Below are 20,534 nucleotides of genomic sequence, written 5' to 3'. Positions count from 1 at the left end.
TTATTGTTGTTTTTTCAAGTATAGGGTCATCTTCATAACCTCAGCTTTAAAAGACGAAGACACCTCTTCCACTACTTCTACAGTTTCAAATACACATAATTGCCTATCATATCTAAATTCCTCAATATTCAAAGATTCGTTTCTTCTCTCGATCCCATAATAAACAATTTCCGACTTCTCCAAATCAATGCCCAACAATGGAAAAGCTCGGGTAAAGAAGTCAATCGTTACCTGATTCGTTAAGTCCGGCAAGTTGTGATACAAATACTTTTGTCGCTTCGCAAATGTATATGGTAATAAATGAACTCGGTTGTTCTTAACGTCTACATGGGCATAATAACGTGGTGATGGATCCAGCGGGTCATTGGCCGCGGCCGCAGTATAAAGTGATTCTGTTCCTTCGACTTTGGAATACGTTAAATACGGATCGTTCCTCTCCACTAACATCCCCGAGTCCATAATGCCCTGTAGAAATTCCATAATCGTCATTTCATCATAAACGTCCACTTTTTGCTGTTTCAAAAATACCAACATTTGTTGTAGAAATGCTGGATTCACTTGTAACTGAAAATGATCTTTCAATAAGTTTGTCAGTACTTCTTCTGGCGTACCATACAATAACTCTTCTACAGTCGTCTTACCCAATAAGGCGATTTTTTTGAGTTTGTCTTCTTTGGGTAGATTAATACCCCGCTCCCAATTATTAACCGTAGTTTTGGGAGAATTACTGATTAGCTCACCAAACTGAGCCATACTGTATCCTAAATCCGTCCTTATTTCACGGATTTTTTTCGCTACTCTTTGTTGATCGACTTTCATAATCCTCATCACTCCGATAGTTTTCTAATTCAATCATATCAAACTTTCTTAATAATCGAAATATAAAAGTACTTATTTTCGAACTTTATTTTATTGACATTCTATTGGATTGGGTGTACGATGATAAAAAGTACTTTTATAAGTACTTTTGGAATGGCCTTTGAAAACTGAATAGCACCTTTCTTCTTTTCACTTCCAGATTGGAGGTAGATTAGCTAATGGCAGTTGAAATTACACTTTCGCCTGATCAAGAGACGAGTTTAAGAGAATATATGTATACCTTAATGGTAGATGAAGTGAGAAACGCACGAATAGCCGTACATTTAGAGAATCGCTATTTATCAAAGAAAGAAACGTGTGAGTATTTAGGTATCGCCAACAACACGCTTGATAAATGGATTGATGCAGGACTTCCCATGATACATCTTTGGGGTGTTGTACGATTCCAGCGAGAAGAGATAGATAAATGGCTAAGGGAGTATTCCAAAGCACAGCAAGGCGCTGTATGATGAGTGTGTAGTGATACTGATATGCCATTTTTGAAAGGAAGATAGAAATGGCAATTAGTCTAATGGAAAATGGCTCGTATAAAGTCAATGTTTATATGGGGGCAGATGCTTCTCGATACGTGGCTTATGCGGACAGCAAACACGAAGCAGAGATTTTAGAAACAGAAGCAAAATTAAAAAAATTGAAAGGAGAAGTGAAAAAGAAGAAAGGTTCTTATACATTCAAAGAGGTTTACCAAATGTGGTGGGATAAGAAATACACGGTAACCCAACATCATGAGCAATCCACCTTGGATCGAACTAAGACTTGTTTTAAGAAGCGGATTCTTCCTTACCTAGGGGATATTCCAATTAATAAGATTACCTATGACCTATTAGAAGATACCCAAATTTTGTGGGCATTTGGCAATGAGGAAAAAGGGATTAAACCTTACGCTAACTATAAACACTGTGTCTCCTACACCAAACAAGTATTACGCTATGCCCTAGTGAAAGGTTATATCCAGAAGAATCCCTATGATTTGTTGGAGATGCCTGTAAATGCAGACCTAAAAAACAAAAAGGAAGAAAAACGTCAGCAAAAATATTATTCCAAGGAACTCATTCAACAGGTGTTAACTTTGATGAAACAAGAATATGGGGTGCGAGACTATACGTTACTTTCTTTGGTTTATCAATTAGGAGCAGCCAAAGGAGAAATTTATCCCTTGGTCTGGTCAGATATTGATTTCAAAAACAAGACGATTTCCCTCATGCATAAATTGGTGAAAAATAAAGCTACCGGAAAATACGAACGTGTAAAAGGAATGAAAAACTCCTATCGCTTTCGGACGATTCCAGTAGCAGATTCCGTCATTGATTTATTGGCAAAATGGAAAAAGGTACAATTCAATGAACTTCAACAAGTCAATATTTTCCCAACCGATGATCAATTTATCTTCACCTATACGACTCAAAAGGGAGAACTGAATCAACCTTTGCATCCAGACTATCTTAACAACAAACTTGATGCCCTTTCAAAGAAATTCGGCCTTCCTAAAATAACACCACACGGCTTGCGGCATACCTTTGTCAGTGACCTTTTAAACAATGGTGTCGATGATTTAATTGTAAAATCTCTAGTCGGTCATGCGGAAACATCTGAAATCACACGAAATGTTTACGGACATGTAAATCCAGAAGTTCAAAAAGAAACCGTCAAACATTTGGAGGATTATCGGCAAAAAACAAGTTGAGAAAAATAGTCGTAACCAAACTCGTAACCAAAATAAAAAAAGCACCTTCCAACTGAATGGAAAGTGCTTGAAATCGTTGGTATAACAACGATTAACGTTTTGAAAATTGAGATGCTTTACGTGCTTTCTTAAGACCTGGTTTTTTACGTTCAACCATACGTGAATCACGTGTAAGTAATCCAGCGCGTTTTAATGGTGCACGGAAATCAGGATCTACTTCTAATAAAGCGCGTGAGATACCGTGACGGATAGCGCCGGCTTGACCTGCGTAACCTCCGCCGTTTACGTTTACGAATACATCATATGAACCAGCTGTTTCAGTAACGCCAAATGGTTGGTTGATTACTAAACGTAGGTCAGCATGTGGGATATATTCTGCAACGTCTTTTTTATTTACAGTAATTTTACCAGTTCCTGGTACTAAACGTACGCGAGCAACTGCATTTTTACGACGGCCTGTGCCGCTATATTGAACTTGTGCCAATGAATTTCCCTCCTATTAAATTAAGTTTGTGATGTCTAAGACTTCTGGTTGTTGTGCTGCATGTGGATGTTCTGCTCCACCGTATACGTGAAGTTTCATGCCTTGAGCGCGGCCTAAAGTGTTTTTAGGAAGCATACCTTTAACAGAAGTTTCGACCAAGCGGCGAGAATTTTTAGCACGTAATTCGCCTGCTGAGATTGATTTCAATCCACCAGGGAAGTTTGAGTGACGGTAGTAAATCTTGTCTGTTGCTTTCTTACCTGTCAATTTGATTTGATCTGCATTGATTACAATTACAAAATCACCAGTATCTAAATGTGGTGTGAATGTTGGTTTATTTTTTCCGCGTAGTACAGATGCAACAACTGTTGAAAGACGTCCTAAAGGAACATCTGTTGCGTCTACTACGTACCATTTACGTTCTACTTCGTTTGGCTTAGCCATATATGTTGTACGCACGTTTTTTTCCTCCAATTTCAATTTCGAATGTTTGACAAACACTTGAGTTTCCGGGGCTCTCATGGGGCAAACAATACCATTTACCATGATACTTGCAAAGCCCTGCCCTGTCAATGTTTTTCTCTTTGAAAACAGAAACAATTTTCATTTCCCGATCTTTTTTCTACTATTCATAATAGATAGCGATTTGATGGATAAAATGAATAAAGAAACGGAATTTTAAATTATTTTGCATAAATATTTATAAAATGCTTGCTTTTTGTATTTTACGGTGCTACTATAGCCTCAACACATTAAGTTAGAATTTAATGAAAAAGCAATAAGGGAGTAATCAGGATGAAAGAAAAAGTGATTTTAGCCTATTCAGGTGGTTTGGATACTTCAGTTTCAATTAAATGGCTCGTTGACGAAGGGTATGACGTTATTGCCTGCTGTTTAGATATCGGCGAAGGCCGCGATACTGAATTTATCAAAAATAAAGCATTACAAGTTGGCGCTAGCGAATCTTACGCAATCGATGCACGAGAAGAATTCTCACAAGATTTTGTGTTAGTTGCTCTGCAAGGAAATACTTACTACGAAAATTCTTATCCATTAGTTTCGGCATTGTCGCGTCCGTTGATCTCGAAGAAATTAGTAGAGCTTGCTCATCAGACAGGTGCAACAACAATCGCTCACGGCTGTACGGGGAAAGGAAACGATCAAGTTCGTTTTGAAGTTTCCATCGCTGCTCTTGATCCAAACTTGAAGATCATTGCGCCGGTTCGTGAATGGAAATGGTCACGGGAAGAAGAAATTAATTATGCGGCTGAAAAAGGTGTGCCTATCCCTGCTGATTTAGACAATCCTTATTCAATCGACCAAAACTTATGGGGACGCGCTTGCGAATGTGGAGTCTTGGAAGATCCTTGGGCTACACCGCCAGCTGGTGCTTACGCGATCACTGCAGAATTAGAAGATACACCGGATAAACCAACACACGTTGAAATTACCTTTGAAAAAGGTGTGCCAACTGAATTAGATGGTGAAAAATTATCATTAGCAGCATTGATCATGAAATTGAATACTATTGCAGGCGTTCATGGTATCGGCAGAATCGACCATATCGAAAATCGACTGGTAGGAATCAAATCACGGGAAGTTTACGAATGTCCTGGTGCTGAAGTATTATTGAAAGCTCATAAAGAGTTAGAAGATTTGACTTTCGTTCGCGAAATGGCCCATTTCAAACCAATCATTGAACAACAACTTAGTCAAATGATCTATGACGGTCTATGGTTCAATCCAACGATGGATGCCTTGATCGCTTTCTTGAAACAATCGCAAGAAGTTGTAAACGGCGTATTGCGTGTGAAATTATTCAAAGGAAACGTGATCGTTGAAGGACGTAAATCTGACAACAGTTTATACAATGAAAATCTTGCAACTTATACTTCTGCTGATACATTCGATCAAGATGCGGCAGTCGGCTTCATCAAACTATGGGGTCTGCCAACAAAAGTAAATGCAGAAGTTCAAGCAGAAAACAAACAACCAAGTATCTAGGATCGACTAAACAGATTTATTTGTTCAGTCGGATATAGAAAAAGTGCAAGATGAACCAGATGTGAGGCGGCTTTTACTTGCCGGTAAATAAGGCCGTCCGGTTTCACATCTTGCCATTGCTCTTAGGAGAGTTTCTTTTCCGGTGAGGAAATAAGGAAACCAGCAATGTTTTCATCCTGAGGTATCTGAGAAGATGCCTCCTCCTTAAAAGAAAAGCTGCGCTGACTCCTACTTGCACCATTTGCAAGCAGCGAGCCGGCAAGTCTATAGGATTGATACGTTAAGGTAAAAAGGACCGTTGCGACGGTCTTTTTTGCTAAAATTATAAATAAAAGCGAGGATAAAACGATGGCAAAATTATGGGGCGGACGTTTTGACGGAAAAAATGAAGCTTGGATCGACGCATTCGGTGCCTCGATTCCATTTGATCAACAATTAGCTAAACAAGATATCACCGGCAGTTTGGCCCATGTCAAAATGCTTGGTGCAACAGGAATCATTACAGAAGCAGAAGCACAGCAGATTTCAGCTGGCTTAGAAACATTGGCGCAAAAAGCGGCCAATCATGAATTAACTTTTACGATTGAAAATGAAGATATTCATTTAAATTTAGAGAAAATGCTCCACGACGAAATCGGACCTGTAGCTGGCAAACTCCATACTGCCCGCAGTCGGAATGATCAAGTTGCCACCGATATGCATTTGTATTTGAAGGAACACTTGAAAGAGATTATTGAAAAAGTCCAACATTTCAGAACTGTCTTAGTCGCTAAAGCGGAAGAACATATCGAAACGATCATGCCGGGATATACCCATCTGCAACACGCTCAACCAATTTCCTTTGGTCATCACTTGATGGCGTATTATGGGATGTTGACGCGTGACCAGGCTCGGCTAGAAGAAAGTCTCAAACGAGTGGATATTTCCCCTTTAGGTTGTGCCGCTTTAGCCGGGACGACTTTCCCAATCGATCGGCAAATGACAGCAGACGAATTAGGTTTTGCTGATCTTTATATGAACAGTCTGGATGGGGTCAGCGATCGCGATTTCATTCTTGAATTTTTAAGCAACAGCTCGATTTTGATGATGCATCTGTCACGTTTTTGCGAAGAAATCATCTTGTGGTGCAGTCATGAATTTAAATTCGTTGAACTGACCGATACTTTTTCTACCGGCAGCTCGATCATGCCCCAGAAAAAAAATCCAGACATGGCAGAATTGATCCGTGGAAAATCCGGTCGTGTTTTTGGTGATTTAATGGGTCTATTGACCGTTATCAAAGGTTTACCATTAGCGTACAACAAAGATCTGCAAGAAGACAAAGAAGGCATGTTCGACACTGTTCATACAGTAGCGACAAGCTTAGATATCATGGCTGGAATGATTGCGACTATGAAAGTCAACACCCAGACTATGCATGATGCAACGGAAAAAGACTTCTCAAACGCGACGGAATTAGCCGATTACTTGGCGACCAAAGGCATCCCCTTCCGCCAAGCTCACGAAATCGTTGGAAAATTGGTTTTGGATTGTACGCTAAAAGGCATTTATTTACAAGATGTGCCGCTAGAAGAATACCAAGCCATCAATCCCGTGATTGAAGCAGACATTTACGACACACTGGCATCTAAAACAGCTGTCACTCGCCGTCATTCATTAGGCGGAACCGGCTTCGACCAAGTCAAAAAACAAATTCAATTAGTAAAAGCAACCTTATAATAGAAGAAAACCGATGATCGTAGGATCGTCGGTTTTTTTATGTGTTCTTATCAGCAGAAGTAATGACTCTTTTAAGGGTATCCCCTCTTTTTTTGATTAATTTCCTGAAAAGCTTTACATTATTTTGCAAAACATGATACGTTTAACTAGTACTGATTAAAAAGAACGATCCTACAATTCGTTCAAACTTGTCGTATCAAATTATTGTTCTATTTGTTGTTAACTAAAAAACTGCCGCTTTTCCCCTTACACAATCTGTCGTGATTTAACTCTCTCACTGATCCTTTCTCCATGAATAAATCTATTGTCTTAATTTATCTTTTATCATCGCAGAGACAACATTCCTCTGTATCAAACAAGGAGTGAACCTATGAATCAAAAACTAAAAGAAAATATTTATGAATCACTGTCGGCCGTTTTGCCGATCACAATTACTGTTTTAGTCATCAGCGTTTTTTTAGTCCCAATGGAGATTGGGACGTTTGCTATGTTTTTAGCTGGCGCTGTGATGTTGATCATCGGAATGGCCTTCTTTCAATTAGGCGCAGAAATATCAATGACCCCACTTGGTGAAGGAATCGGGATTCAACTTTCAAAGAGCAAAAAAATCGTTTTATTGATTCTCAGTGTTTTTATTATTGGAGCAGTTATTACGATTGCCGAGCCTGATCTGCAAGTATTAGCAGATCAAATGCCCGCTATTCCTAGCAGCTTGTTAGTCTGGACTGTTGCTGTCGGCGTAGGAATCTGTTTGACGATTGCAGTCTTGCGAATCTTATTTAAGATCAATTTGTCGCTATTACTGATGATATTGTACTTTATTGTGATTTTGCTTTCTTTTCTGACGCCCAACGATTTCGTCCCAGTCGCTTTTGACTCAGGGGGTGCAACAACTGGACCTATCACTGTGCCGTTTATTTTGGCTTTAGGTGTTGGGATTACTTCTGTACGAAGTGATAAAAATGCTTCTGACGACAGCTTCGGCTTAGTAGCTATTTCCAGTATCGGACCTATTTTAGCCGTTTTACTGCTGGGAATTTTCTTTCACCCCACCGACACCCCTTATACCCCGATTGAATTTTTGCATGTGGCTACCACTCAAGACGTGATAAAAGAGTTTATGTTGGAACTGCCTCATTACGCAAAAGAAGTTGCGATCTCGATTTTTCCGATTGGTTTGCTCTTTTTGATTTTTCAATTAGTCAGCCGCCGTTACCATCATCGACAATATCTCCGGATGATCATCGGATTTCTCTATACTTATATTGGACTCGTCCTTTTCTTAACAGGAGTCAGTATCGGCTTTGCTCCTGTCGGCAGTCTGCTCGGCAGTGAACTGGCGGCTAGTGAATTTAAATGGTTATTGATTCCAATCGGGATGCTGATCGGCTACTTTATCGTAAAAGCAGAGCCGGCCATCCAAGTTTTAAATCACCAAGTCGATAATGTTACCGGCGGTTCGATTACGGCAACTTCCATGAACGCTTGTCTTTCAATCGGAGTCGCGATCAGTGTCGGGTTAGCGATGTTGCGGGCAATCACAGGTATCAGTATTTACTGGATCATTATTCCCGGTTATATCATCGCCCTGCTCCTTTCCCGATTTGTCCCTAAGATTTTTATCGGTATCGCTTTTGACTCTGGCGGTGTTGCCAGCGGTCCTATGACGAGTACCTTTTTACTACCGCTTTGTATCGGTGTCAGTGAGTCTCTCGGCGGAAATATTATGGCCGATGCTTTCGGCGTAGTCGCACTTGTCGCATTGACCCCATTGATTGCCGTTCAAATCATGGGGCTCATCTACAAACAAAAAGCAGCGAAGTCTTTACGGACAGATGCTTTAATAGACAAAGAACTCAATCGAATTGAGGAATGGGAGGATTCGAATAATGTATAATAAATCAGCAATTCGAATGTTAGTAGTAATCGTCAGTCAAAAAAATATGGCAAAGGCGCATTCTATTTTCACTTCACAAAATGCTCCCCTTCAATATTTATGTATCGGTGAAGGGACCGCCACTAATGAGATCCTCGATCTTTTAGGACTCGGAATATCCGAAAAAGCGATTCTTTTCTGCCCGGTATTAAACTCCCAAGTCCCTGATTTATTCAAAGCCCTCGCTGAAGGTCTGAGCTTGTACAAACCTAATAGAGGCTGCGCCTTCACTTTTCCTATCTCTGGAGCAAGTTCTTATATCACAAAAATTTTAGCCGCTAAAACACCTGAAACTATTCAAAAGCCTGACGAAAGAGAGGAAAGTCAAATGATCCATGAAGCAAAACACAGCTTGCTAATTGTCACTATCAATCGAGGATTCAGCGAGGAAGTCATGACAGCAGCGACTGCCGCTGGTGCTGGCGGTGGAACGGTCGTCCACGCTCGCCGCCTAGACTCGCAAGAAACAATGAAAAAATGGGGAATCAGCATCCAACCGGAAAAAGAAATGGTTTATATTATAGTGGAACAAGCTAAAAAAATAGCCATTATGCAAGCAATCAGCGACCAATGCGGACTGCTAAGTGACGCTCAAGGCGTTCTGTTGTCGATCCCCGTCGATGGAGTTCTCGGCTTAAATACAAATACATTTTTGTAAAACACGCAAAAAAGAAGCGCCTATCTTTAGTGATAGGCGCTTCTTTTGCTAAATTTTATGCATCGATTTCTGGTGCTTTTCCTAAATGAGCTTGGATCATCCAGATACGTTTTTCTGTTGCTGTTTTAAATCCGATAAAGATATCTTGTGTTGGATCGTCGCCTTCTTCACCAGAAACTTCGATTCCTTTTTGATAAAGATCTGCCAAGTAACGGTACCCATCAACAAGTGTTGCTAAGCGTTCTTCCATCGAACGATCCCAACGGCCAGTTTCATCTGGAAGTTTTGTTTGTTCAGCCATTTCGCGTAATGTTGAGTAAGGAGAACCGTCTAATGTGATCAAACGTTCTGAGATCTCGTCTAATTGATCGTTTACGTCATCCATGAAATCATCCATCATAGGGTGCAAGGTCAAGAAACCAGGACCACGCATATACCAATGTGTTTGGTGGATAATCATAGACATTTGACTTAAATCTGCTACTAGTTGGTTCAAGACTTCTTTTGTTTTTTCAAATTTCATTCTTTTATACCTCCTAATTTTTTACTCCATTAACAGCATAATACAATTATGACAAAAGTACAAAGAAAACGCTGAAAAATCACGGCTTTCTCGTATCTTATTGAAAAGGTGGTGAGAACAATTCGACAGTTTATTTTCGGCACGGTCATCGGGTCTTTTTTAGCCGTCGTCTGTGTCCGACTTCCGCGAAATGAATCCCTGCTTTATCCGCCATCTCACTGTGATTTTTGTGGCCATCAGCTGCGGCCAATTGAAATGATCCCGTTGATTTCTGCTTTACGCCAGAAATTTCACTGTTCTTACTGCCAGCAAAAATTTTCTCCCCGCAGTTTTGGGCTGGAATTCTTTTGCGGAATCCTCTGTTTGATCTTTTTACAAGATTTTCAGTGGCTCAAACTTTGGCAATTATTTTGGTTATTGAGTTCTTTAATTTTAGCCGTAATCGACTGGGATCACTTGATCGTTGAACAGACGATTTTTTGGAGTACTGGGTCGCTCTTACTACTCAGCGGTTGTTGGCTAGTCCCAATCCATTGGCAGCACCCCTTGATCATTTTCAGTTTATTTTATCTCAGTCAAAAAATACTCCCAAACAGCTTAGGTTTAGGAGATCTTTGGATGATCGGCTTGTGGAGCTTGTTTTTGACTGGGTATGAACTGCTACAGCTGCTGTTCCTCGCTTCTGTCAACGGGTTGCTTTTTTTCGGCTATCAAAAATTTCGCAAAAAAAATCTCGAGCGGCTGCCTTTTCTGCCCTTTTTATTTATCGGGCTTTTGATTGTCCTATTGAAAAATTTTTAAGCTTGCCAATGCTGGCGGATGAACCCTTTACGCCCTGATCCTTCACTATAAGCCGCGTAATGCTCAGGATTTTTGCGATAAAAGGCTTGATGGTATTCTTCAGCAGGATAAAATATTTGAGTCGGCTCAATCGCTGTAACGATTGGCTCGCTAAACCGCCGACTCGCTTGCAATTGCTGCTTTGATGCTTCTGCTGCTGTTTTTTGTTCTGAAGAAGCATAAAAAATCACTGGACGATAAGAATCTCCGCGATCAGCAAATTGACCAAATGCATCAGTCGGGTCTGTTTGTTGCCAATAAATATCGACTAATTGTCGATAAGAAATCACCGTCGGATCAAATGTGATCTCGACTGCTTCAGTGTGACCAGTCGTACCGCTGCAGACTTCTTCATAAGTTGGATTTGGTACATGACCGCCGGTATAGCCTGAAACAACCTGTTTGATCCCAGGCATTTGATCGAATGGTTTCACCATACACCAAAAACAACCACCGGCAAAAATTGCTCTTTCTTCTGTCATACAAAAAGCCCCCTTTTGACTTCATCATAACTATTATTTAGAAAATTGAAACCAATCTGCTCAGTCAGCTGCACAAAAAAAGAGAGCCGCCTGATCGTCAGCTCCTCTCTTCTTAATAATTATATTCATCGATTGGATAAATGATATTTCCATAGCCAGTGTAATCATAATGGGTTCCCGTACTGATTTCATCCTCATCACTGTCATCAAAAAACAATTGATTTTCATCATCTTCATCTAAATTTGGTAGTTTTTTCTTTGTTGGCAACTCCAACTGTTTTTTCAGACTATTTTGTTCTTTTAGCAAAGAATTCAACCCTAGTACTTGAAAATAAATATCATCAATCATCTCGCCTTGCCCTTTTACTTGCGTCTGCTTGATTGTTTCGGCTGCAGGCGTGTAGTTTTTTACGATCAGCAGCATCTCGCTCCAGCTAAGATCAGTCTGGACATAATCTTCTACCGCTCTCAGATACTTTTTATACTTAGTAACAGAATCGACCGAAAGGATCTTATGGATGATCTTTGATAAAATCTCCCGCTGCCGTGCTTGCCGACCCACATCACCTTTTGGATCTTCATGACGCATCCGGACATACTCTAGCGCATGTTTGCCGTCTAAAGTTTGTTTGCCTTTTTTTACGTGCACACCGTCCAAAGTAAAATCAATCTTATTATCGACTTCGATCCCGCCAACGGCATCGACCAACGTTCTCAAACCTTTCATATTGATCTCTACATAATGATCGACTGGAACATCCATCATTGTTTGGACAGATTCGATCGCCGTCTTAGTCCCGCCTAACGAATACGCCGCGTTCAATTTATCATAATACGTGTCGCCTTTTGCAACATAATTATTCTCATCACCTTTGTAGCCGACAATTTGCGTATAAATATCACGATCCAAACTAGTCAGCAACGTCTGCTTTTTTTTCGAATTGATCGTCACTAACATCATGGAATCAGAACGACCTTGATACGTTCGACCTTTATCACCCGTATCAGTCCCCATTAATAAAATCGAAAACGGCTCCCCGCTTTTTAAATCGACAGAACCCGTCCGCGTATTCTTATAGTTAACTTTTTTAGTCATTTTACTGATCGACTGGTCCACATCATTGTTCACTTTTAACAAATAAACAGTCGTTGCTCCGACTAACAATACGATGATTCCTACGACGATCAAGATGATTCTCTTTGCTCTGCTCATGTAGCACCTCAAAAATTTTTACATATTACTAGAATAGTTTCTTTCATTTTCTCACAAATTATCTTTTGACAATAGCTTTTATCCCGTGCTCTAAACGAAATTTAATATCTGTCTAAAGTGACCGCTGCCATTTTACCAGATAACTGCTTAATAATCGCATGAAAAAAGACCACAAGATTCAAAGAATCTTGTGGTCTAGAATTTCCATTAATTCAATGGATTGTTCAAAGCGTCTTCGGCTGCCATTTGTGCTTCAATATCAGAGATACTGTAGACATTTTCGCTAGCCACAACAACTTCTTTTGGTTCCATGTTGCGGTAAGTCGCCATACCAGTTCCGGCAGGGATAATCTTACCGATAATAACATTTTCTTTCAATCCAAGTAATGGATCTTTCTTACCGCGGATCGCAGCATCGGTCAAGACACGCGTTGTTTCTTGGAATGATGCGGCAGATAAGAAACTGTTTGTTTCCAATGATGCTTTAGTGATACCAAGCAAGACTGGACGAGATGTTGCGGGTGTTCCGCCAGCAACCAATGTATTGTAGTTTTGGTCTTTAAAGTCAGCAATATCCAATAATGTACCTGGCAAGATATCTGTATCGCCTGGATCCATTACGCGGACTTTGCGCAACATTTGACGAACCATTACTTCAATATGTTTGTCGCCGATTTCTACCCCTTGCATTCGGTAAACACGTTGAACTTCACGCAGCAAGTAAGTCTCAACTGAGATGACATCGCGCACTTGCAATAAGTGTTTAGGATCGATTGAACCTTCTGTCAAGCGTTCTCCACGATGAATCATATCGCCTTCTGCCACTTTCATCCGAGCGGTGTAAGGAACAGTATACGTACGCGTATCGGTTTCACCTTTGACAGTGACTTCTTTTGATCGTGTTGCAGCATCTTCAGCAATCTCAACAACTTCACCAGTAACTTCAGTAATAACAGCTAAACCTTTAGGATTACGTGCTTCAAAGATTTCTTGGACACGAGGAAGACCTTGTGTGATATCGTCTCCAGCAACCCCACCGGTATGGAATGTACGCATTGTTAATTGAGTACCAGGTTCGCCGATTGATTGAGCGGCGATAGTACCAACTGCTTCACCGACTTCAACGTCGTCGCCAGTTGCTAAGTTGCGGCCATAACAATGTTTACATACTCCGTGTTTAGTATTACATGTGAATACTGAGCGGATCGTTAATTTTTCAACGCCAGCATCCATGATTCGTTTAGCGTCTGTTTCGCTGATCAATGCATCGCCAGGTAAAATTACTTCGCCTGTTTCAGGATGCATTACTGATTTTTGCGTATAACGTCCAACTAGACGTTCTTCCAATGATTCGATGATTTCGTTTCCTTCACGAATCGCAGAGATTTCTAGACCACGGTCAGTTCCGCAATCTTCTTCACGTACGATCACATCTTGGGCAACGTCAACTAAACGACGAGTCAAGTAACCTGAATCGGCAGTCTTCAAGGCAGTATCGGTCATCCCTTTACGAGCCCCGTGAGTGGAGATAAACATTTCCAAGACAGATAGTCCTTCACGGAAATTAGAAATGATCGGCAATTCCATGATTTGTCCATTCGGAGCGGCCATCAATCCACGCATCCCAGCAAGCTGAGTAAAGTTGGAGATGTTACCACGGGCTCCAGAGTCAGACATCATGAAGATTGGGTTCTTAGCATCTAAGGATTCCATCAAACGTTGTTGGATATCATCTTTAGCCGCATTCCAAACTGCGATAACACGTTCATACCGTTCGTCATCCGTAATCAAACCACGGCGGAATTGTTTCGTGATCGTGCCAACTTGTTTGTGGGCGTTATCGATGATTTCTTGTTTTTCAGCCAAAGCCATGATATCAGCGATACCAACAGTCATACCCGCATGAGTCGAATGTTTATAACCTAAGTCTTTCATTCGGTCAAGCATCATTGACGTATCCGTTACTTTGAAACGTTTAAAGACTTCAGCGATGATATTTCCAAGATTTTTCTTCTTGAATGGTAAAATGATCGCTTGTTCTTTGATCGCTGCAGGAATATCCGCACCTTTTTCGACAAAGTATTTGTCAGGTGTGTGTTGCGTCAAGTTGAAATCAGTCGGTTCGTTCAAGTAAGGGAACTCTTGCGGCATAATCTCGTTGAAAATAATTTTCCCAACAGTCGTGATCAGCATCCGTTCTTTTTGTTCTTCAGTAAATGGTTTGTCGCCTAATGTATTAGGGTCAACAGCCACACGTGAATGCAAATGAACGTAGCCGTTGCGCCATGCTAAGACAGCTTCATTCATGTCACGGAAGATCATTCCTTCACCTTCGCGACCTTCTTCTTCCATTGTTAAGTAATAATTACCTAACACCATATCTTGTGATGGCGTAACGACTGGTTTGCCGTCTTTCGGGTTCAAGATATGTGTTGCAGCTAGCATCAACATCCGAGCTTCTGCTTGTGCTTCTTCGCCTAGTGGTAAATGGACAGCCATTTGGTCACCATCGAAATCGGCATTGTAGGCTTCACATACTAATGGGTGAAGACGGATTGCACGACCTTCAACTAAGATTGGTTCGAACGCTTGGATACCAAGTCTGTGCAACGTAGGTGCTCGGTTCAGCAATACAGGATGTTCTTTGATAACTTCTTCTAAAACATCCCAGACAACGTCTTCTTGACGTTCGATTTTACGTTTGGCATTTTTGATATTTGATGCAATCTCACGTTGAACTAATTCTTTCATTACGAAAGGTTTGAACAATTCGATCGCCATTTCTTTTGGCAGACCACATTGATACATTTTCAAGAACGGTCCAACAACGATAACTGAACGCGCAGAATAATCGACCCGTTTACCCAGCAAGTTTTGACGGAAACGACCTTGTTTCCCTTTCAACATGTGAGATAAAGATTTCAATGGACGGTTACCTGGTCCTGTAACAGGACGGCCGCGACGACCATTATCGATCAACGCATCTACCGCTTCTTGCAACATCCGTTTTTCATTTTGAACAATGATATTTGGTGCATTCAAGTCCAACAAACGTTTCAAACGGTTGTTACGGTTGATTACACGACGGTATAGGTCGTTCAAGTCACTCGTTGCAAAACGACCACCTTCTAATTGAACCATCGGACGTAAATCTGGCGGAATGACAGGGATCACATTCATAACCATCCAACCTGGAAGATTACCAGAAGAACGGAATGCTTCTAATACGTCTAAACGACGGATCGCACGGGTCCGTTTTTGACCTTGAGCTGTTTTTAATTCTTCTTTTAATTCTGCGGACTCACCATCTAGATCAACTTTATCTAATAATTGTTTGATCGCTTCGGCACCCATTGCCGCGTGGAATTCTTGACCGTATTGATCCCGTTTTTCACGATATTCACGTTCAGTTAACAATTGTTTTTTCTCTAGGCTCGTATTACCTGGATCAATCACGACATAAGATGCAAAGTAGATGATTTCTTCCAACGCACGAGGACTCATGTCTAAGACAAGACCCATGCGAGAAGGAATTCCTTTGAAATACCAGATGTGTGTTACTGGTGCTGCTAATTCGATGTGACCCATCCGTTCGCGACGAACTTTAGAGCGGGTAACTTCTACACCACAACGGTCACAGACGATTCCTTTATAACGGATCCGTTTATATTTTCCACAGGCACATTCCCAGTCTTTGGTTGGCCCAAAAATTCTTTCATCGAATAATCCTTCGCGTTCAGGCTTCAATGTACGATAGTTAATGGTTTCCGGTTTTTTTACTTCACCGTATGACCAGCTTCTGATTTTTTCAGGAGAAGCCAAACCTATTTGCATACTTTCGAATTTATTTACATCGATCAAAAGGGTTTCCCTCCATTTCATTTTATCGTAAGTCAGCTAAGGATTAGCTGACTTACGTATGGCAAGCGCGACGCTTATAAGTCTTCAGCAGTTTCGATTTCTTGGATCAAATCTGATTTTTGTTCCGCTTTTTCAGCAGCTGCTTTTTCTTCAACTTCTTTTGCAGATTGTTGTTGTTCTGCATATTTTGTCAAAGCGTCAACTGTGATCAAGTCGTCATCATCATCATCCATATCTCGCAACTCGATTTCTTTGTCATTAATATCTAAGACTTGCATATCTAAACCAAGAGCTTGCAATTCTTTCACTAATACGCGGAAAGATTCAGGCACGCCTGGTTTTGGAATAGGTTCACCTTTGACGATGGCTTCGTAAGTTTTCACACGACCGACTACATCATCTGATTTGTAAGTCAAGATTTCTTGTAATGTGTAAGCAGCACCGTATGCTTCCAGTGCCCAAACTTCCATTTCTCCGAAACGTTGTCCACCAAATTGAGCTTTACCACCCAATGGTTGTTGCGTAACAAGAGAGTAAGGTCCAATTGAACGAGCATGCAATTTATCATCGACCATGTGGGCCAATTTGATCATGTACATCACGCCAACTGAGATCCGGTTGTCGAATGGTTCACCTGTACGTCCATCGTAAAGAACAGTCTTAGCGTCTGCAGCCATACGAGCTTCACGGACAGTTTCCCAAACATCGCTATCTTGCGCACCATCAAAGACTGGTGTTGCAACATGGATTCCTAATTGACGAGCTGCCATACCTAAATGCAATTCCAATACTTGTCCAATATTCATCCGTGATGGCACCCCTAAAGGATTCAACATGATGTCAACTGGTGTACCGTCTGGCAAGAATGGCATGTCTTCTTCCGGCATGATCCGAGAAACGACCCCTTTATTTCCGTGACGGCCGGCCATTTTGTCCCCTTCATGGATCTTACGTTTTTGCACGATGTAGACGCGCACTAACATATTTACACCAGGAGATAATTCGTCGCCTGCTTCACGAGTAAAGATCTTCACATCATGAACGATTCCGCCGCCGCCATGAGGCACACGTAGAGAGGTATCGCGGACTTCACGCGCTTTTTCGCCGAAGATCGCATGCAATAAGCGTTCTTCTGCTGATAGTTCAGTTACCCCTTTAGGAGTGACTTTACCCACTAATAAGTCGCCATCATGAACTTCGGCACCAATGCGGATAATCCCCATTTCGTCCAAGTTCTTCAATGCGTCTTCCCCGACATTCGGGATTTCGCGAGTGATTTCTTCAGGTCCTAATTTTGTATCACGTGCTTCTGATTCATATTCTTCAATATGAATTGAAGTATACACATCATCTTTGACCAAACGACGGCTCATGATGATCGCATCTTCGTAGTTGTATCCTTCCCAAGTCATGAAGGCTACGACAACGTTTTGACCTAAAGCCAATTCGCCGTTTTCCATAGAAGGTCCGTCAGCTAAAATGTCGCCAACTTCAACTTTTTCGCCTAATCCAACTAATGGACGTTGGTTGTAGCTAGTCCCTGAGTTTGAACGACGGAATTTGGTAATATCATATTTATCTAATGCGCCATTGTCGCGGCGTACACGAACTTCGTGGGCGTCAACAAATTCAACGACACCATCATTTTTACATAATAACGCGGCACCTGAGTCATGCGCGGCTTTGTATTCCATACCGGTACCAACCCAAGGAGACTTAGGATTGATCAAAGGCACGGCTTGACGCTGCATGTTCGCTCCCATCAAGGCACGGTTCGAGTCATCGTTTTCCAAGAATGGGATACAAGCAGTAGCGACAGCAACTACTTGTTTAGGAGATACGTCCATGTAGTCAACTTTATCGATCGTAACTTCCAAGTTTTCAGAAGTTGCACGAGCCATAACGACTTCTTCAACGAATGTTCCGTCATCGTTCAATTTGCTGTTTGCTTGAGCAACAACATAATGGTCTTCGATATCAGCAGTTAAGTAATCGATCTTGTCTGTTACTTTACCTGTTGAACGATCGACACGACGATAAGGTGTTTCGATGAAACCGAATTTGTTAACTTTGGCATACGAAGCCAAACTGTTGATCAAACCGATGTTAGGTCCTTCAGGCGTTTCAATCGGACACATCCGGCCATAGTGAGAATAGTGAACGTCGCGGACTTCATAGCCAGCACGGTCACGTGTCAAACCACCAGGTCCTAAGGCAGATAGACGACGTTTATGCGTCAACTCCCCTAACGGATTGGTTTGGTCCATGAACTGTGACAATTGAGAAGATCCAAAGAATTCTTTGATGCTGGCAACAACTGGACGAATATTGATCAATTGTTGTGGCGTCAATGTTTCTTGATCTTGGATCGACATACGTTCGCGAACGACACGTTCCATCCGAGCTAACCCGATACGGAATTGATTTTGCAACAATTCACCGACTGAACGAATACGACGGTTTCCTAAATGGTCGATATCGTCGACGTTGCCGATGTTTTCCATCAAGTTCAAGAAATAGCTCATTGAAGCGATGATGTCAGCAGGACGAACAGTCCGGACAGAAGTATCAGGATAAGCATTACCGATCACTGTTACTTCACGTTCTGGATCTTTTGGTGAAAAGACTTTGATTACTTGAACAGTCATTGGATCTGTTACGACAGCATCTTCTGATGGGTAGTAAGTCACAGAATTCAAGCCGTTTTCTAAATGCGCACCAAGTGTTTCTTCCATTACTTGATGAGTAATAACGGTCCCTTTTTCCATGATGATCTCGCCAGTTTCAGGATCAACTAACGTTTCAGCCAACGTCAAGTTCAATAGACGTGTTTTAAGGTCTAATTTTTTATTTACTTTGTAACGACCAACATTTGCTAAGTCGTAACGTTTTGGATCGAAGAAACGAGCAGTTAGCAAGCTACGAGAGCTGTCTGCTGTTTTTGGTTCGCCGGGACGCAGACGTTCGTAAACGTCTTTCAATCCTTCTTCAGTACGAGAATCACTTGGATTTTTGTGCAAGTCTTTCTCGATAGTGTTACGTAATGATTCGCTTTCGCCGAAGATCTCAAAAATCGTATCATCTGATCCAAAACCTAGCGCACGGACTAACGTGGTCAAAGGAATTTTACGGGTACGGTCGATTCGGACATAAGAGATATCTTTTGCGTCTGTTTCCATTTCTAACCATGCACCACGGTTAGGAATGACTGTTGAACCGAAGCCTTCTTTCCCGTTTTTATCCACTTTTCCATGGAAATAAACACCGGGAGAACGAACCAATTGGGAAACGATAACCCGCTCAGCTCCGTTGATAATAAATGTTCCTTGTTCTGTCATTAATGGGAAATCGCCAAAGAATACTTCTTGTGATTTGATTTCGCCAGTTTCGCGGTTTACTAAGCGTAAAACTACGTGTAATGGTGCAGAGTAATTTGCATCGTGTGCGCGTGCTTCTGCCACGGTGTATTTAGGTTCTTTCAATTCATAGTCCACAAATTCAAGTGACAAGTTTCCATTAAAATCTTCAATTGGCAAAATGTCTTCAAACATTTCTTGCAAGCCCTCATCTAGAAACCATTGATAAGAATCTGTTTGAATTTCGATCAAATTCGGTAATTCCAACACTTCACTGATTTGTGCGAAGCTTCTGCGTTCTCGGTGTTTCCCGTATTTCACTACGTGTCCAGCCAAGTTTCTTCACCCCTCTTAAAAGTTTGAAAACCGTTCCGAAGATAAATTACATTTATGTTACATAAATTAAATTCATGTAACACCTGACATTTTTTGCGGCTTTTAGGCAAAAAAAAACCAAAAATAGAACGTTCTCTTGAAAATATTCGCGAGCTTCTACTTTTGTTTCCTTATTAAAAGCCGGAACGGACAATATTTCGTTCCTGCCTTTTATCATTTCAGATAGTTTTAGCAACTTAATATGATACATGACATCAACATAAAAGTCAATAGCCTCTGCAGTTGCGGGAGCTTTACGCAAGGTTTTCTTAAAACTTTCAATGAGATTATTTCATTTTAAATCGGTTTACATTCATGAATATTCTGAATATTCTTCAGTTTATTATTGACATCTCATTTTTCTTACCGTATACTAATCTACATCTTAACAAGTTGGAGGTTGTTCACATGCTGAATCCGAAAAACTCACAACTGAATAACCGCTATTACTTTAGCTATTTTAGATAGGTTTGTATTCATCACAATGGATACAAACGACCTCAGTGTTTTTTGTATCTAT

Annotated in this window: 15 protein-coding genes; 7 read left to right on the top strand and 8 right to left on the bottom strand. The window is 41.1% G+C overall.

Annotated elements, in window-relative coordinates:
- The gene (locus FFM68_RS08345; RefSeq protein ID WP_225599228.1) at positions 1 to 828 is read right to left on the bottom strand and encodes a helix-turn-helix domain-containing protein; all 828 of its coding nucleotides are present in this window, start codon (positions 826 to 828) and stop codon (positions 1 to 3) included.
- A gap of 209 nt (positions 829 to 1,037) precedes the next feature.
- On the opposite strand from FFM68_RS08345, the gene FFM68_RS08340 reads away from it, so the two are divergent.
- Positions 1,038 to 1,328 (top strand): helix-turn-helix domain-containing protein, encoded by a 291-nt coding sequence (locus FFM68_RS08340; RefSeq protein ID WP_003128904.1) that lies wholly within the window; start codon positions 1,038 to 1,040, stop codon positions 1,326 to 1,328.
- Between the two features lie 47 nt (positions 1,329 to 1,375).
- The gene (locus tag FFM68_RS08335) at positions 1,376 to 2,563 is read left to right on the top strand and encodes a tyrosine-type recombinase/integrase (protein ID WP_071857945.1); all 1,188 of its coding nucleotides are present in this window, start codon (positions 1,376 to 1,378) and stop codon (positions 2,561 to 2,563) included.
- A 91-nt stretch (positions 2,564 to 2,654) separates the two neighbouring features.
- Here the strand turns inward: FFM68_RS08335 and rpsI are convergent, their stop codons facing one another.
- Together rpsI and rplM are read right to left on the bottom strand one after the other, a co-directional pair.
- The gene (gene rpsI, locus FFM68_RS08330; protein ID WP_137618908.1) at positions 2,655 to 3,047 is read right to left on the bottom strand and encodes a 30S ribosomal protein S9; all 393 of its coding nucleotides are present in this window, start codon (positions 3,045 to 3,047) and stop codon (positions 2,655 to 2,657) included.
- Between the two features lie 15 nt (positions 3,048 to 3,062).
- On the bottom strand, positions 3,063 to 3,491 hold the full coding sequence (gene rplM, locus FFM68_RS08325) for a 50S ribosomal protein L13 (RefSeq protein ID WP_307723007.1): 429 nt from the start codon (positions 3,489 to 3,491) through the stop codon (positions 3,063 to 3,065).
- A 351-nt stretch (positions 3,492 to 3,842) separates the two neighbouring features.
- On the opposite strand from rplM, the gene FFM68_RS08320 reads away from it, so the two are divergent.
- From FFM68_RS08320 to FFM68_RS08305, 4 genes are all read left to right on the top strand, one after another.
- Positions 3,843 to 5,051 carry an argininosuccinate synthase gene (locus FFM68_RS08320; RefSeq protein ID WP_137618907.1) on the top strand — a complete coding sequence of 403 codons (1,209 nt, stop codon included), beginning with the start codon at positions 3,843 to 3,845 and terminating at the stop codon, positions 5,049 to 5,051.
- Between the two features lie 348 nt (positions 5,052 to 5,399).
- Positions 5,400 to 6,770 (top strand): argininosuccinate lyase, encoded by a 1,371-nt coding sequence (argH, locus tag FFM68_RS08315; protein WP_137618906.1) that lies wholly within the window; start codon positions 5,400 to 5,402, stop codon positions 6,768 to 6,770.
- A gap of 370 nt (positions 6,771 to 7,140) precedes the next feature.
- A complete protein-coding gene (locus FFM68_RS08310; RefSeq protein WP_137618905.1) occupies positions 7,141 to 8,667 on the top strand; it encodes a DUF1538 domain-containing protein in 1,527 nt (508 codons plus the stop codon).
- Complete coding sequence (locus tag FFM68_RS08305; RefSeq protein WP_137618904.1) at positions 8,660 to 9,364, top strand: transposase; 705 nt, start codon at positions 8,660 to 8,662, stop codon at positions 9,362 to 9,364. Before FFM68_RS08310 ends, FFM68_RS08305 begins: the two co-directional genes overlap by 8 nt.
- 55 nt (positions 9,365 to 9,419) lie before the next feature.
- Here the strand turns inward: FFM68_RS08305 and FFM68_RS08300 are convergent, their stop codons facing one another.
- Positions 9,420 to 9,887 (bottom strand): Dps family protein, encoded by a 468-nt coding sequence (locus FFM68_RS08300; RefSeq protein WP_137609643.1) that lies wholly within the window; start codon positions 9,885 to 9,887, stop codon positions 9,420 to 9,422.
- A gap of 111 nt (positions 9,888 to 9,998) precedes the next feature.
- On the opposite strand from FFM68_RS08300, the gene FFM68_RS08295 reads away from it, so the two are divergent.
- On the top strand, positions 9,999 to 10,688 hold the full coding sequence (locus FFM68_RS08295; protein WP_167483471.1) for a prepilin peptidase: 690 nt from the start codon (positions 9,999 to 10,001) through the stop codon (positions 10,686 to 10,688).
- Here FFM68_RS08295 and msrA read toward each other — a convergent pair.
- From msrA to rpoB, 4 genes are all read right to left on the bottom strand, one after another.
- Positions 10,685 to 11,209 (bottom strand): peptide-methionine (S)-S-oxide reductase MsrA, encoded by a 525-nt coding sequence (gene msrA / locus FFM68_RS08290; protein ID WP_137618902.1) that lies wholly within the window; start codon positions 11,207 to 11,209, stop codon positions 10,685 to 10,687. The two genes, FFM68_RS08295 and msrA, sit on opposite strands and share 4 nt — an antisense overlap.
- 112 nt (positions 11,210 to 11,321) lie before the next feature.
- The gene (locus FFM68_RS08285; protein WP_137618901.1) at positions 11,322 to 12,422 is read right to left on the bottom strand and encodes an LCP family protein; all 1,101 of its coding nucleotides are present in this window, start codon (positions 12,420 to 12,422) and stop codon (positions 11,322 to 11,324) included.
- A 207-nt stretch (positions 12,423 to 12,629) separates the two neighbouring features.
- Positions 12,630 to 16,283, bottom strand: coding sequence for a DNA-directed RNA polymerase subunit beta' (gene rpoC / locus FFM68_RS08280; RefSeq protein WP_137609639.1), 3,654 nt, complete (start codon positions 16,281 to 16,283; stop codon positions 12,630 to 12,632).
- Between the two features lie 74 nt (positions 16,284 to 16,357).
- A complete protein-coding gene (gene rpoB / locus FFM68_RS08275) occupies positions 16,358 to 19,975 on the bottom strand; it encodes a DNA-directed RNA polymerase subunit beta (RefSeq protein ID WP_137609638.1) in 3,618 nt (1,205 codons plus the stop codon).
- Positions 19,976 to 20,534 lie beyond the last annotated feature (559 nt).

This window comes from Enterococcus xiangfangensis, from assembly GCF_005405365.1.
Lineage (GTDB): Bacteria > Bacillota > Bacilli > Lactobacillales > Enterococcaceae > Enterococcus_A > Enterococcus_A xiangfangensis.
Note: the sequence above shows the minus strand (reverse complement) of the source record. Positions and strands in the feature narration are given on the sequence as shown.